Origin of the sequence: Enhydrobacter sp. (assembly GCA_025808875.1) — a bacterium.
Taxonomy (GTDB): Bacteria; Pseudomonadota; Alphaproteobacteria; order Reyranellales; family Reyranellaceae; genus Reyranella.
In genome coordinates this window covers 3,289,130-3,302,851 of record CP075528.1, presented here as the reverse complement: position 1 = coordinate 3,302,851, position 13,722 = coordinate 3,289,130, and the positions used below count along the sequence as shown (strand labels likewise).

Annotated in this window: 14 protein-coding genes; 7 read left to right on the top strand and 7 right to left on the bottom strand. The window is 68.5% G+C overall.

Going from position 1 to position 13,722, the window contains the following annotated elements; all coding sequences use genetic code 11:
• The first annotated feature begins 12 nt into the window (after window positions 1-12).
• From KIT25_16340 to KIT25_16320, 5 genes are read left to right on the top strand one after another with little or no spacing between them, the layout of a single operon-like run.
• Window positions 13-333 (top strand): helix-turn-helix transcriptional regulator, encoded by a 321-nt coding sequence (locus tag KIT25_16340; GenBank protein UYN93615.1) that lies wholly within the window; start codon window positions 13-15, stop codon window positions 331-333.
• A gap of 42 nt (window positions 334-375) precedes the next feature.
• Window positions 376-1,737 carry an NAD(P)-binding domain-containing protein gene (locus KIT25_16335; GenBank protein UYN93614.1) on the top strand — a complete coding sequence of 454 codons (1,362 nt, stop codon included), beginning with the start codon at window positions 376-378 and terminating at the stop codon, window positions 1,735-1,737.
• Window positions 1,737-2,834 carry a TauD/TfdA family dioxygenase gene (locus KIT25_16330; GenBank protein ID UYN93613.1) on the top strand — a complete coding sequence of 366 codons (1,098 nt, stop codon included), beginning with the start codon at window positions 1,737-1,739 and terminating at the stop codon, window positions 2,832-2,834. Before KIT25_16335 ends, KIT25_16330 begins: the two co-directional genes overlap by 1 nt.
• Window positions 2,831-3,418 carry a 2-hydroxychromene-2-carboxylate isomerase gene (locus KIT25_16325; protein UYN93612.1) on the top strand — a complete coding sequence of 196 codons (588 nt, stop codon included), beginning with the start codon at window positions 2,831-2,833 and terminating at the stop codon, window positions 3,416-3,418. The genes KIT25_16330 and KIT25_16325 overlap by 4 nt, the downstream gene beginning before the upstream one ends.
• The gene (locus tag KIT25_16320) at window positions 3,418-4,659 is read left to right on the top strand and encodes an MFS transporter (protein UYN93611.1); all 1,242 of its coding nucleotides are present in this window, start codon (window positions 3,418-3,420) and stop codon (window positions 4,657-4,659) included. The genes KIT25_16325 and KIT25_16320 overlap by 1 nt, the downstream gene beginning before the upstream one ends.
• A gap of 38 nt (window positions 4,660-4,697) precedes the next feature.
• Here KIT25_16320 and KIT25_16315 read toward each other — a convergent pair whose 3' ends face one another.
• The 4 genes from KIT25_16315 to KIT25_16300 all read right to left on the bottom strand — a co-directional run bounded on the left by KIT25_16315 (window position 4,698) and on the right by KIT25_16300 (window position 7,685).
• On the bottom strand, window positions 4,698-4,943 hold the full coding sequence (locus tag KIT25_16315; protein ID UYN93610.1) for a type II toxin-antitoxin system prevent-host-death family antitoxin: 246 nt from the start codon (window positions 4,941-4,943) through the stop codon (window positions 4,698-4,700).
• Between the two features lie 368 nt (window positions 4,944-5,311).
• A complete protein-coding gene (locus KIT25_16310; protein ID UYN93609.1) occupies window positions 5,312-6,262 on the bottom strand; it encodes an AAA family ATPase in 951 nt (316 codons plus the stop codon).
• A gap of 153 nt (window positions 6,263-6,415) precedes the next feature.
• A complete protein-coding gene (locus tag KIT25_16305; GenBank protein UYN93608.1) occupies window positions 6,416-6,904 on the bottom strand; it encodes a hypothetical protein in 489 nt (162 codons plus the stop codon).
• 16 nt (window positions 6,905-6,920) lie between these two features.
• Entirely contained in the window at window positions 6,921-7,685 is a 765-nt protein-coding gene (locus tag KIT25_16300) for an SDR family oxidoreductase (GenBank protein ID UYN93607.1), read from the bottom strand.
• Window positions 7,686-7,736: 51 nt separating this feature from the next.
• Here KIT25_16300 and KIT25_16295 point away from each other — a divergent pair, with 51 nt between their 5' ends.
• Entirely contained in the window at window positions 7,737-8,528 is a 792-nt protein-coding gene (locus tag KIT25_16295; protein ID UYN93606.1) for an SDR family oxidoreductase, read from the top strand.
• On the opposite strand, the gene KIT25_16290 is transcribed toward KIT25_16295, so the two are convergent.
• From KIT25_16290 to KIT25_16280, 3 genes are read right to left on the bottom strand one after another with little or no spacing between them, the layout of a single operon-like run.
• The gene (locus tag KIT25_16290; GenBank protein UYN93605.1) at window positions 8,529-9,083 is read right to left on the bottom strand and encodes a dual specificity protein phosphatase family protein; all 555 of its coding nucleotides are present in this window, start codon (window positions 9,081-9,083) and stop codon (window positions 8,529-8,531) included. It abuts the gene before it with no gap.
• A gap of 10 nt (window positions 9,084-9,093) precedes the next feature.
• Window positions 9,094-9,831 (bottom strand): sulfite exporter TauE/SafE family protein, encoded by a 738-nt coding sequence (locus KIT25_16285; GenBank protein ID UYN93604.1) that lies wholly within the window; start codon window positions 9,829-9,831, stop codon window positions 9,094-9,096.
• Window positions 9,828-10,784 carry an alpha/beta hydrolase gene (locus tag KIT25_16280; protein UYN93603.1) on the bottom strand — a complete coding sequence of 319 codons (957 nt, stop codon included), beginning with the start codon at window positions 10,782-10,784 and terminating at the stop codon, window positions 9,828-9,830. The genes KIT25_16285 and KIT25_16280 overlap by 4 nt, the downstream gene beginning before the upstream one ends.
• Before the next feature lie 143 nt (window positions 10,785-10,927).
• Between KIT25_16280 and KIT25_16275 the strand changes: the two genes are divergently transcribed.
• A complete protein-coding gene (locus KIT25_16275) occupies window positions 10,928-13,720 on the top strand; it encodes a glycosyltransferase (GenBank protein UYN93602.1) in 2,793 nt (930 codons plus the stop codon).
• Window positions 13,721-13,722 lie beyond the last annotated feature (2 nt).

Below are 13,722 nucleotides of genomic sequence, written 5' to 3'. Positions count from 1 at the left end.
TATCTGGATGGCATGAAGCTCGACGATGCCGCCGCCCGCCTAGAGGCCTTGGGTAATCCGACCCGGCTCAGGATCTACCGCACGCTGGTACGCGCTGGGGCGGAAGGGCTTTCGGTCGGCCGTCTCCAGGCCAAGCTCGACATCGCGGCGTCGACGCTGTCGCATCATTTGAAGAGCTTGGTGGTGGTCGATCTGGTCACGCAGACGCGCGAAGGCACCACGCTGGTCTGCCACGCCAACTACGATTCCATGCACGACCTGCTGGGCTACATGGCCGAGGAGTGTTGCGCCGAGGGGACCTGCCCGCCGGTCGCGCTGCCCAAAGTGGCGTGACCTTTTTTTGACCAACTATTTCGATGTTTCTAGGAGGATGAGATGAGTGAGGCAGTTGCCACTAAGACGGTCGCCATCTTGGGCGCCGGGCCCGTCGGCCTGGCCGCCGCGGCCCATGTTCTCGAGCGCGGCATGGAGCCGATCGTTCTGGAGGCGGGACCGACGGTCGGCCATGCGGTGCGCCAGTGGAGCCACGTCCAGGTCTTCTCGCCCTGGGAGTACAACATCGACAAGGCGGCTGAGCGGCTGCTGGCCGAGACCGGCTGGAACAAGCCGCAGCCCGACCACTACCCGACCGGCGCCGAACTGCTCGAACGATATCTCGAGCCGCTGGCCACGCGCACCCGGCTCAAGAATCACATCCGCACCAGGAGCCTGGTGACGGGCATCGGTCGCGTCGGCTTCGACAAGGTCAAGAGCAAGGGCCGTGAGGCCGCGCCGTTCGAAATCCGCTACCAGAACGGCCGTGGCCCGGAGCGCCTGCGCGCCGATGCCGTGATCGATGCGACCGGCACCTGGTTCTCGCCCAACCCGGCCGGTGCCAACGGCCTGCCCGCGGTCGGCGAGCACCAGGCCCAGGAACGCGTTTCCTACGGCATGCCGGACGTGCTCGGGCGCGAGCGCGCGCGTTATGCCGGCAAGGTGGTGGCGGTGCTGGGCTCGGGCCACTCGGCGATCGGCACGCTGATCGATCTCGCCAGGCTCAAGGACGCCGAGCCCGACACCGAGCTGCTGTGGCTGCTGCGTGGCGATGCGCCGGAAAAGGCGTTCGGCGGCGGCGCCAACGACCAGCTCGCCGCGCGCGGCGCGCTCGGCACCGCCTTCGCCGCTCTCGTCGGCAGCGGCAAGCTGAAGGTCGAGACCGGCTTCCGCGTCTCGTCGATCAGCCGCGAGGGCGATCGCCTGCGCGTCGCCTCGGCCTCGGCCTGCTGCGAGCAGTCGGTGACGGTCGACGAGCTGGTGGTGTCGACCGGCTTCCGGCCGGACCTCGACTTCCTGCGCGAGCTGCGGCTGTCGCTCGATCCGGCGCTCGAATGCCCGCCCGAACTCGCGCCGCTGATCGATCCCAACCTGCACAGCTGCGGCACGGTGCGACCGCACGGCGCGAAGGAGCTCGCCCAGCCCGAACCCGGCTTCTACTTCGCCGGCATGAAGAGCTACGGTCGCGCGCCGACCTTCCTCATGCTGACGGGCTACGAGCAGGTGCGCTCGATCGCCGCCGAGATCGCGGGCGACCACGAGGCGGCGCGCAAGGTCGAGTTGGTGCTGCCCGAGACCGGCGTGTGCAACGGTCCCGGTCCGTCGCTTGACGGCAAGGAGGTCGCGTCGGGCTGCTGCGGTCCGGCGGTCCAGCCCGTCGAGCCGGTCAGCGGCTGCTGCGCGCCCGGCAAGCAGGCCGTGTGATGGAGGGCTCGACGCGTCCCGTCCCGGCGATGCCGCCGGGGCCGATCGGCGGCTCCTTCGCCTGGTCGGCGAGCGCCTATCACGACTACGACTCCTGGGCCTTCCATTTGAGCGCCCAGGAGGTCGACGAAATCGAGCGTGCGGCCGCGGCGACAAAGTCGGCCGGCCTCGACATCCGCCGGATCGAGAAGGGCGACTTCCCGCTGCCCGGTCTCGCGCCTCGCCTCGCCGGCCTGCGTCGGCGGGTGCTGGACGAGCTGGGCTTCGGTTACCTGCGCGGGCTGCCGGTCGAGCGCTGGGATCCCGACTTCCGCATGCGCGTCTACTGGGGCCTGTCGCGCCACATCGGCGATCCGGTGGCGCAGAACCGCAACGGCCACCTGATCGGCCATGTCATCGACATCGGCACCTCGGTCGCCGACGTCAACAAGCGCATCACCCAGACCAACGCCGAGCTCTCCTTTCACGTCGATTCCTGCGATGTAGTCGCGCTGCTCTGCCTCGCCACCTCGCAGTCGGGTGGCGAGAGCGCCATCGTGAGCGGCGTCGCCGTGCATGACGAAATGATGCGCACGCGGCCCGACCTCTGCGCCGCGCTCTACGGGCCGATCCCGATGGACCGCCGCGGCGAGGTGCCGGCGGGCGGCCAGGGCTGGTACGAGATGCCATTGTTCCATTGGCACAAGAGTTCGTTCACCGGCTTCGCCCCGGTGCGCCAGTACGTCGAATCGGTGCAGCGCTTTCCCGAGGCGCCCAAGGTGACGCCGCTGCTCGCCGAGGCGCTCGACGTCTTCTACGCGCTCTGCGACGACCCGCGTTTCTGCCTCAAGATCCCGTTCCAGCCCGGCGACATCCAGTACCTGCACAACCACGTCGTGTTCCACGCCCGCACCGCCTATGTCGACCATCCGCCGCCGCGGCCGAGACGCCACCTGATGCGGCTCTGGCTGTCGGCATCCGACGGCCGCGAGCTGCCGCCGGCGCTGCTCGCCAAGTGGCCGGCGATCGAGCGCGGCCAGCGCCGCGGCGGTGCCGTGATCGCGCCCGACAAGGAGTGGATCGTCCCGCTCGAGCCGGAGACGCCGGCCTACGGATGACGGGCGTAGTCGACTTCCATTTCGACTTCGCCTCGCCCTATGGCTTCCTGACGGCAATGAAGGTCGATGCCGTTCTCCCGCGCGACCGCGTCAGGTGGCGGCCGTTCCTGCTCGGCGCCGTCTACAAGAGCGTCGGCCAGTCGCCGCTCGAGCACCCTCTGAAGCGGCGCTACGTGATCGAGATCGACGTACCGCGCCTCGCGCGACGCGAAGGCCTGACGATCAAGGTGCCGGCCGGCTTCCCCGAGCATTCGCTTCCCGCGGCGCGCGCCTTCTACTGGATCGAAGCGAGGGCGTCCGAGAAGGCGCCGGACTTCGCCAAGGCCGCCTACCGGAAATTCTGGCTCGACGGGCGCAGCACCGCCGATCCCGAGGTTGCCCTCGAGGCCGCCGCCATGCTGGGGTTCGAACGCGCAGAGGTGCGGGAAGGGCTGCAGGACGAGGCGGTGAAGCAGAGGTTGGTCGCGGAAAACGAGCACGCGCTCGCCAGGGGCGTGTTCGGCTCGCCGTTCTTCATGGTCGATGGTGAGCCGTTCTGGGGCAGCGAGTGGCTGGTCGATGTCGTGGAGCGGCTTGTCGCCTGATGGACAAGCGTTCCGCCGCCCGCCTCGTCGCCATCGTCTGCGCCGCGCAGGTCTTCGTGCAGCTCGGCGCCGGCTACTGGCCGGTGCTGCTGCCGGAGATGATGGAGCGCTGGCAGCTCACCAACAGCGAGGCCGGCTGGATCACGTCCTCGTTCTACGCCACCTACATGGTCTCGGTGCCGGTGCTGGTGACTCTCACCGACCGCATCGACGCCAAGCGTGTCTACCTGTTCGGCGTCGGCTGCACCGCCGTGGCGCATCTCGCCTTCGGTTTGCTGGCCGAGGGTTTCTGGTCGGCGCTCGCCTTGCGCGGCCTGGCCGGCATCGGCTGGGCCGGTACCTACATGACCGGCCTGAAGCTTCTGGCCGACCAGGTCGACGCCAGGATGATGTCGCGGGCCGTCACCGGACATGCCGCCTCGATCGGCATCTCGGGGGCGGCGTCCTATGTGTTGGGCGAGCTCATCGCGCAGCACTTCGGCTGGCGCCTCGCCTTCGCCAGCGCCGGCCTCACCGCGGCCATTGCCTGGCTCACCGTGACCCTCGCCGTTCCCGGCCGTCCGCCGCCGGCCAGGCCCGCCGCGAGCCAGGGCAGGCCGGCGCCGGCGCTGTTCGACTTCCGGCCCGTGCTCGCCAACCGATCGGCCTTCGCCTATTCGCTGGCCTACTGCGTGCACACGCTCGAGATGAACGCGCTGCGCGGCTGGGGTGTCGCCTTCCTCGCCTGGGTCGCGGCCCGCAGTGGCCAAGCCGGCGACCTCGTCTCGCCCGCCGTGGTCGTCACCGTGCTGGGGCTGCTCGGCACGCTCACCTCGGTGCTGGGCAACGAAGCCTCGATCCGCTTCGGCCGCCGCCGCCTGGTGGCGACGGCGATGACGCTGTCGATCCTGGTCGGCGCCTCGGTCGGCTTCCTCGGCTCGATGGGCTACTGGATCGCGGTCGGGCTGATCGTCTTCTACGGCGTCGTGATCTGGCTCGACTCGTCGTCGCTCACCGCCGGAGCCGCCGGCGCCGCCGATCCCGCGCGCCGCGGCGCCACGCTCGCGGTGCACTCGATGCTGGGCTACGCTGGCGGCTTCGTCGGCCCCTTGGCGATCGGCTGGACGCTCGATCTCTCGGGCGGCATGTCGCCGCTCGGATGGGGCCTGTCGTTCCTCGTGATCGCCGTGCTGATGGCGGGCGCGCTGGTGGCGTTCCTGATCATCCGGCCGAGGGAGCTGGAAGGGGATCGAGGCAGGTGAAATTCAGTCGTGCTCATCACGATCTCACCGATCGTCCCTCACCGATCATCTTCGTAGAGCTCGTCGCGCCTCCATCGTCTCGTGAGCGGTGCAGGCTGCTTTTCGAGGCGGGACAGCAACCTCGTCCGCGCACCGGCTGCCACCCCATCTTGTTTACTTGCGGGGACCAGCCGTGCAATGGGCTTCCCGCGGCTGGTCACAACGTAACTTTTTCCCTTCCGAATCCGGCGCAGAAGCAGACGGAACTTGCGGCTGGCGTCAGCGGCTGAGACAGGCTCATCCATGGTGGACTCCAGAATGCATGCTCACCACCAAGGGCAGCCTTAGTTCTATCTTGGGTGGGAAGCCCTGCCTTGAGCCGTATGTCCGCCAGTATCGAGCGTGCGGCGCAAGGTGCGCACCATCCGTTTGATGCGCCTACGGCGGCGACTCAGCATCCTCGAAACCAGTTCCAAAAAACTTGCGATGTCCGCTCATGCCAAGCCTTCTCGGATCGGTAAACTAACACGCTATGGGATAGGCCACAATCAAGAGGTGTGTTGCCAATCGGCCGCAGAGAACCTGGCGGACTGAAGACAGCTTTGAGCGATTGAGTGTCGGCTACGAGCGCTGGCGCGGGAACCGCACCATAGGTGCCGCGATGTATCCGAGACTAGCGCCTCTCAATCAACCCCATCTCCATCGCCCGCTTGCGCATCCGGTAGGTCGTGGCGCGCGGGATGCCGAGTTCCCTGGCGATCTGGTTGGGATTGAGGCCGTCCTTGAGCAGGGCGGCGACGCGGTGAAGGTCGCTGATGTGTGCGGGCTGCCAGCACCAGCGCAGCACGCCGGCCTCGTCGGTCTCCACGCGCGCCTCGATCGGTTCGGCGGCTTCGCCATGCAGGCCGCGCGCTTTCTCGAAATGCAGCTCGAAGCGCGCGCCTTGCTCGGGCTGCCAGTCGCCCGGCCGCCGCAGGCCGATGACGATGTCGAGCAGGTCCTCGCGCCGGCTGGTGCCGCGCGGGCGGCCCTGCTTGTTGGCGTGATGGATCATCAGCACGGCCATGCCGAGGCGCCGCAGCTTCAGGAGCCAGCGCTGCAGCCCGGTCCAGCTGTCGACGTCGTCGTTGCGTATGCCGACAAGGCTCGCGAGATTGTCGAGCACCAGCAAGTCGGGGCGCGCGCCGTCCCAGCTCTCCTCAAATTGGTTCTGGCCTTCTTCCTGGCTGAGGTCGGGAAGGGGGCCACGGTTGAGATCGGCCAGCATGAACTCGAGCATCGGCGGCGCCGCGCCGAGATGGGCGAGCCGCTGCTGGATGTCGCCCACCGCCATCTCGCCGTCGACGTAGAGCACGCGGCGCGGCTGCGGGGCGCGCCACTTCAGGAAGCTTTCGCCCGAGGCGGCGGCCCAGGCGATGCCGAGACCGAGGAAGGTCTTGCCGATGCCGCGCGGCCCGTAGACGAGCGCCAGGCTCTTCGACGACAGCACCGGCTCCAGGATCATCGCTCGCGGCGGCAGGGCACGCGCGATCAGATCGTTGGCAGCGACGCGCTTGATGGGGGCTGGATGGCTGCGGAATCGCGGGTGCCTTGGGGGCCAAATGTTCTCGTTTTGTTCGGACATCGGCGTACCCTAGACCTTTGCGGTAATTCCGGCAATTCCGGCGGCCCCGCGCGAGGCCCGCCTGATGTCTCAATGAGACATTTGACGATTAATATAGTTATATCAATGGCTTAACGTGTCTCAGGCAGTGAGACATCGGTGAGACATGTATGCCTACTCCCGCACCGACTGTCCTTCGAGCGACAGCGGCGCGTCGGCGGGCGGCTTCAAGCCCTCGCCCAGGCGCGCGCAGCCGGCATTGAGGCCGTCGCCCGGCGGCTTCTCGACCGGCGCGATGAACAGGGCGGAGAGCTTCAACTCGCCGACGTTCAGGCGGGCTTCGACCAGCCAGCGTGCGGCACGGATCGAGGCGCCCGCCTTGTCCATGCGCAGCCAGCCGCAGAGCGTGGTGCGCTCGCCGGCGGAATCGATGCGGACATAGGCGGTGTCGCTGCCGGTGAAGGTTCCGGCCGGGCTGGTGACCCGCCATTCGAAGGGTACGGCGCGATAGGCCTTGGCGTCCTCGGCCGAGACATCGACCGTGCCGACATAGTCGGCCGGGGCGAGCGAGGGATCGCGCAGCCAACCCATGTGGGCGGCGAAACCGAAACCGATCAGACCCGCGAACAGCAGCCAGATCGACCAGCGCGGCAGGCCGCTCATGCCGGCGTCCCGCCGCTCAGGCCAGCACGACGCTCAGGCCGCCATCGACCACCAGCGTCTGGCCGGTGATGTAGGCGCCGGCCTCGGAGGCGAGCAGCAGCAGCGCGCCGCGCAGATCCTCCGGCTTGCCCCAGCGATGCGCGGCGGTGCGCCGCTCGAGCATCTGGTTGAACTCCGGGTTCTGCTGCAGGCCGACGTTGATCTCGGTGCGGATGTAGCCCGGGCAGATGGCATTGGCGGTGACGTCAGGCCCGAACTCGGTGGCGAGACTCTTGGTCAGGCCGACGATGCCGTGCTTGGCCGAGACATAGCCCGAGACCTGGGCGCGGGCGATGATCGCCAGCACCGAGGCGATGTTGACGATGCGGCCGTACCTCCGCTTCAGCATGTGACGGCCGACCTCGCGGCTGAGCACGAAGGGCGCGATCAGGTCGGTCTCGACGGTGCGGCGGAACGACTCGGTGGAGAGATCGACGATCGGCTCGCGGCTCAGCACGCCGGCGTTGTTGACCAGCACGTCGATGCGGCGGTGCCGGGCGACGATCGATGCAACCTGCTCGCGCACCGCGGCCTCATCGGTGACGTCGAGCGGCACGACCTCCGCCTTGCCGCCCTTCTTCTGGATGGCCTTGGCCGTCGCCTGAAGCTGCTTCACGGTCCGGCCGGCGCACAGCACCGTTGCCCCCGCGGCGCCGAGCGTGAGGGCCATGTCGCGGCCCAGGCCGCGCGACGCACCGGTCAGCAGAACGATGCGGTTCTTCATCGAAAACAGGTCTGCCATGGGATGCGATCCTAGCCTAGAAAGACGGCCGGGACCTATCGGGAGGAATGCATGGCCAAGGTGGCAATCGTGACCGGCTCGGCGACGGGACTGGGCGCGGCCTGCGCCGTCGATCTCGCGGCGCGCGGCTGGAACGTCGCGATCAACTACACCAAGAGCAAGAAAGAAGCCGACGAGACCCACGCCGCCGTCAAGGCCAAGGGCGTCGACGCCATCCTGGTGCAGGCCGATATGGGCCAGGACGCCGATTGCCGCAAACTCGCCGCCGAGACCCTGAAGAAGTGGGGTCGCATCGACGGGCTGATCAACAACGCCGGCACCACCAAGTTCCAGAGCCAGGGCGACCTCGAGGGCGTGACGCCGGAGGATTTCGACCGCATCCTGCGGGTCAACGTCACCGGCCCGTACATGATGAGCCGCGCCGTGTGGCCGACCATGAAGAAGCAATGGGACGACAGGGGCGACCGCGGCTCGATCGTCAACATCTCCTCGATCGCGGGCGTCATGGGCGTCGGCACCTCGATCCCCTATGCCGCGTCGAAGGGCGCGCTGAACACGCTCACCCTGTCGCTGGCGCGCTGGTTCGGCCCGGCGGTCCGGGTCAACACGGTGTGCCCGGGCTTCATCCAGACGCGCTGGCTGCTCGGCGCGCTCGGCAAGGACGACTACGAGAAGCTCAAGGCGGCGCAGGAGCAGACCACACCGCTGCGCCAGGCCGGCACGCCCGAGCAGATGGCGGAAGCGGCGATCTTCTTCCTCACGAGCGCGTCGAACATCACCGGCGAGTTCCTGATCGTCGACGCCGGCACCCATCTCGGCGGCCTGCCGATGAAGGGGCGGTAGTCAGCGCGGCAACTCGTGGCCGCGGCCGATGTTGCGGATGATCTCGCTGAGATGCGGTTTCTCCTGCAGGAGCGCGCGGCGATAGGCGACGAGGCCGCGCATCAGCGCGCCGTCGCGCCCCAGCAGCCGATCGGCGAACTCGACCATGCGCGTGTTGGGCCACCCGTGCTTGCGCAGCTTCAGGAGCCTGAGGAAGGCCGCTTCCTCCTCGCCGGGCGCATGCTGCGCCATCAGGATGGCGGCGGCCGCCGTCGAGCGCGACACGCCGGCATGGCAATGGACAAGCACGTGGCCGCTGGGCCGGAGATGCACGCGCTCGCCGAACGCCAGCACCTTCTCGATGTGTGACGGCGTGCAGGCCTCGAAGCCGGGATACTCCGCCACCACGTCGTCGAAGCGGATCAGTTCATGATCGACCTCGACGTAGCCGTCGAGCGCCGACGGCCGCGGTTCGTGGGTGTCGATGATCGACAGCACATGGCTCACGCCCGCGCCGCAGTGCTGGGCGAGCTCGGGAATGCCGCAGATCGTCAGGCGATGGGTCGGCAGGGGCATGAGTGGACTCTTACAGCAGGCGCGTCGACATGTGCAGCCCGATCGCCAGCAGGCCGAACAGGAAGACCCTGCGGAACATCTCCGGCGAGAAGCGGCGACGCAGCTTCTGGCCGAGCCACACACCCAGGAAGGTCGGCGCTATGGCGGCAGCGCTGCCCAGGGAGTTGACGGCGGTCAGCACGTTCTGCTGCGCCAGCGCCACGGCGAGCGCGCCCATGATGAAGATGAACATGATGCCGAGGCCCTGCACCAGCTCGTCGCGCGCGATCTGCAGCGATTGCATGTAAGGCAGGAACGGCATGGCGGCGATACCGGTCAGCCCGGCGACCGCGCCGCTGGCGATGCCGACCAGCGGGTTGGCCCACGCTTCGGCATCGCGCGGCACGGTCGGCCTCCAGGCCACCAGCGCCAGCCCGGCATAGAGCACGAGCAGCAGGCCGAGCCAGCCGATCATGGCCGGTGCGCCGAGCTGGCCAAGGATCACCGCGACGCCGATCACGCCGGCGATGGCGGCCGCCGCCATCGTTCCGAAGCGGCGCAGCAGCGTCACGAAGCGCCCCCCGTAGAGGGCCTGGAAGAGGTTGGTCGTGATGGTCGGCAGGACGACGAGCGCCAGGGCGTCGCCGAGCGGCACGGCCAAGGTCATGAGCCCGATGGCGATTGGCGGCAGGCCCATGCCGACCGCGCCCTTGGCGACCCCGGCGACGAGGAAGGCGGCCAGGGCGACCAGGACCTGCTCCGCCGTCATTGCGCGAAGCGGTCGAAGGCCTGCCAGAACCGGTCGCGCAACGGGTCGGTCTCCATCAGGATCTCGTGCTGGGCGCCGTCGACGACCACCAGCTCGCAGCCGCGAATGCGGCTGGCGACCGATCGGTGCGAGGTGGCGTCGACCACGCGGTCGCCGTTGGCGCTGACCAGCAGCACCGGCAGATCGATGCGCTCGAGCGAGCCGGGCGTGGCCAGCCGGTCGATCGAGCGCAGCGCCTGGCGCAGCCAGCCCACGGTCGGCCCGCCCAGCCGCAGCCGGCGGTCGGCGTCGAACCAGGCATCGGTGAACCGGTAGCGCCGCTCGTCCCTTGTGACGTCGTTCGTCGCGAAATTGCGGTGCTGGCGGTCGTAGGAACCCGTTCCGACCATGTATTCGCCGTCGCGCCAGCCGAACGGGCTGAGCAGGGTGGTCAGCGCGCGAATCGCTCCGCCGCGGCAGAGTGCGGTCATCGGCGAGACGAAGACCGCCGACCCGAAGGGCCCCGAGCCGCGCTCTGCGAGGTAGCGCAGCACGACGTTTCCGCTCGTCGAATGGCTGAGCGCCACGATCGGGCGAGGCGCCATGGGGGTGACGACGGCGGAGAGGAACGCGTCGAGGTCGGCGACGTAGGTGGCGAAGTCGTCGACATGGCCCTTGTCGTGGTCGGGCAGGGGGCGGTCGCTCAGGCCCTGGCCGCGCAGATCGACGGCGAACACGGAAAGGCCACGGGCGAGCAACTCGCCCACCACCTCGGTGGCGTACTTCTCGATGAATTCGGCCCGGCCCTGCAGCAGCACGACGGAACCGCGCGCGGTTCCCGGGGCGTTCCAGCAGGCGTAGCGCAGGCGCGCGCCGACGCGCTCGCAGAAGCCGTAACGGTCGGCCGGACGGTAGGTCGGGACGCAGTCGGGCGGCACGCCGGTCGGGGCCGCCTTGGGGTCTGGGTCGGGCATGCAGCCGGAATTTGACATTTTGGCCACGATTGCGCGCGGACTCTTTACCGTTGTTGGCGCCGCGCGCTATAGAGCCAGCGGTCGCCGAATCGCCTGACGCGAGCGTAGATTCACCGGCGGCTCGCCGGAGCGATCGCGACTTCATGATCCGTCTGGGTCTGGTTCTTCTGGTCACGGCCGCGGCCACCGTCGCCGGCTGGCGCCTGCTCGATTCGACCGAGCGCGCCGCCGCCGTCGTCCTGCCGCTGCACGGAGTCACCTACGCGCCGTGGGCCAAGGATCAGGACCCGATCGCCGCGCGCGAGAGCGGCGTCTTTTCCTTTCTGCGCACCGCCTTCACCGATGAGCCGCCGCCGCAGGTCAAGCCGCACAAGGAGCAGATCGAGCGCGACTTCGCCCTGCTCTCGGGCAAGGTCAACCTGGTCCGCACCTATCGCGCCACCGACGGCGGCGCCTGGATGCCGGAGATCGCCCGGCGTTACGGGCTGAGGCTGGTGCCGGGCGCTTGGATCTACAGCGCCAGCGAGGCCAAGCAGCAATTCGGGCGCGACGCGCGCGACGTCAACGCCGAGGAGACGCGCGCCCTGATCCGCATGGCCAACCAGAACCCGAACGTCGAACGGGTGCTGGTCGGCAACGAGAACATCCTGCGCTGGGACGGCCAGAAGGAGGTGCGCGACCCCAACGCCACCAGCCCGGCCCAGCTCATCCGCGAGATCAGGAACGTCAAGCGCAACGTCAAGGTGCCGGTCAGCACGGCCGAGCCGTGGCACGTCTGGCTGCACTATCCCGAGCTCGCGCGCGAGGTCGACTATCTCGCCGTTCACATCCTGCCGTACTGGGACGAGCAATCGAGCGAGACGCCGCTCGAATATCTCGAGAACAAGATCGCGCTCCTGCGCCGGGCCTATCCGAACAAGAACATCATCGTGACGGAGGTCGGTTGGCCGTCGAACGGCGCCTCGCGCCGCAGCCCGGCCACCGGTTACGTCAAGCACGCCACGCCGGCCGAGCAGGCTAGGAACGTCCGCGACATGGTGGCGTGGCTGCGTTCGCAGAACATCGAGTATTTCGTCGTCGAGGCCTTCGACCAGCCGTGGAAGGCGTACGACCTCGAAGGCAAGGCCGGCGGCTACTGGGGCCTGTGGAACGCCGACCGCGAGCAGAAGTTCGCCTGGACCGGGACGATCCAGACCTTCCCGCAATGGCTCGCCTGCGCCGCCTGGTCGCTGGCCGCTGCGCTGCCGCTGGCGCTGCTGTTCCTGTGGTATCGGCGCGATCTCGCCGCCACCGGACAACTGGTCTTCTGCGGTCTCGTCGCGCTGTCGGCCAGCGCGCTGGTGTTCGGCGCGGCGGTCGCGGCCGGCACCTACATGGTGACGGCCGAGATGGTCGGCTGGGGCGTGCTCGCCTTCTTCCTGACGATCAGCCTCGCCATGGCGCTGGTCCAGGCGCTTGAGCTCGTCGAGACGGTGTGGCGCCGGCGCTGGACTCGCGAGGCGCTGCCGGCCGCCGAGATGATCGCGCGCCAGCCCGCCGATCGCGCCTGGCCGAAGGTCTCGCTGCATCTCGCCATCTGCAACGAGCCGCCGGCCATGGTGATCCAGACGCTCGATTCGCTGGCCGCTCTCGACTATCCGGACTTCGAGGTCATCGTCATCGACAACAACACCAAGGATCCGGCGGTGTGGCGCCCGGTGCAGGACTACTGCGCCCAGCTCGGCGAGCGCTTCCGCTTCTTCCACTTCGACATCATGAAGGGCTTCAAGGCCGGCGCGCTCAACTACGTGCTGAACCAGACCGCGCCCGACGCCCGGGTGATCGGCGTCATCGACAGCGACTACACGGTGCGCAAGGACTGGCTCAGGGCGGTGGTGCCGTATTTCGACGATCCGAAGATCGCCTACGTGCAGGCGCCGCAGGACCATCGTGACTGGACCGGCGACCGCTTCAAGGAAATGCTCAACTGGGAGTATGCCGGCTTCTTCGACATCGGCATGTGCCTGCGCAACGAGTACGACGCCATCATCCAGCACGGCACCATGACCTTGGTGCGCCGCGACCGCATGGAGGAGATGGGCGGCTGGGCGACCTGGTGCATCACCGAGGACACCGAGCTCGGGCTGCGCCTGATGGAGAAGGGCTGGGGCGCGATGTACAGCCGCGAGCGCTTCGGCCACGGTCTGACGCCCGACCATTTCGCCGGCTACAAGAAGCAGCGCTTCCGCTGGGCCTACGGCGCCATGCAGATCTTGAAGGCGCATGCCGGCAGGATGCTGTCGAACACGACCCGGCTCACCTCCTGGCAGAAGTACCACTTCGTCGCCGGCTGGCTGCCTTGGTTCGCCGACGCGCTCAACCTGCTTTTCACCTGGGCAGGCCTCGCCTGGGCTGCCGCCGTGGTGCTGCCGCCGCTGTTCGGCATCAAGCCGGTCGGCCTGCCGCCGGCCGAGTTCATTGTGCCGACCATGGGCATCTTCGTCTTCAAGCTGGCCTATTCCTTCGGCCTCTACGCCGATCGCGTGAAGTGCAGCTTCCGCCAGAGCCTGGGCGCGTCGCTCGCCGGCCTGGCGCTGACCTACACGGTGGGCCGCGCCGTGATCTACGGCCTGGTCACCAGCCGGCTGCCCTTCATGCGCACGCCCAAGATGGACGAGCGCGCGACGCTCGGCATGGCGCTCGGCATGGCGCGCGGCGAGGCCGTGCTGGCGCTGCTGCTGTGGCTCGCCGCCCTAGTGCTGTGGAACGGCGTCGGCGTGGTCAATCCCGAGGCCCGGCTGTGGGCGGCCTTCATGGTCGTGCAGTCGCTGCCCTTCGCCGCCGCCGTGACGGTGTCGATGGTCAACGCCCTCGAGCAGATGCGCCAGGCGCATCCGGTCTTCGAAACGCCCCCCGCGCCGGCGGTTGCCACGCCCGCGATGCAACCCGCACAATAGGC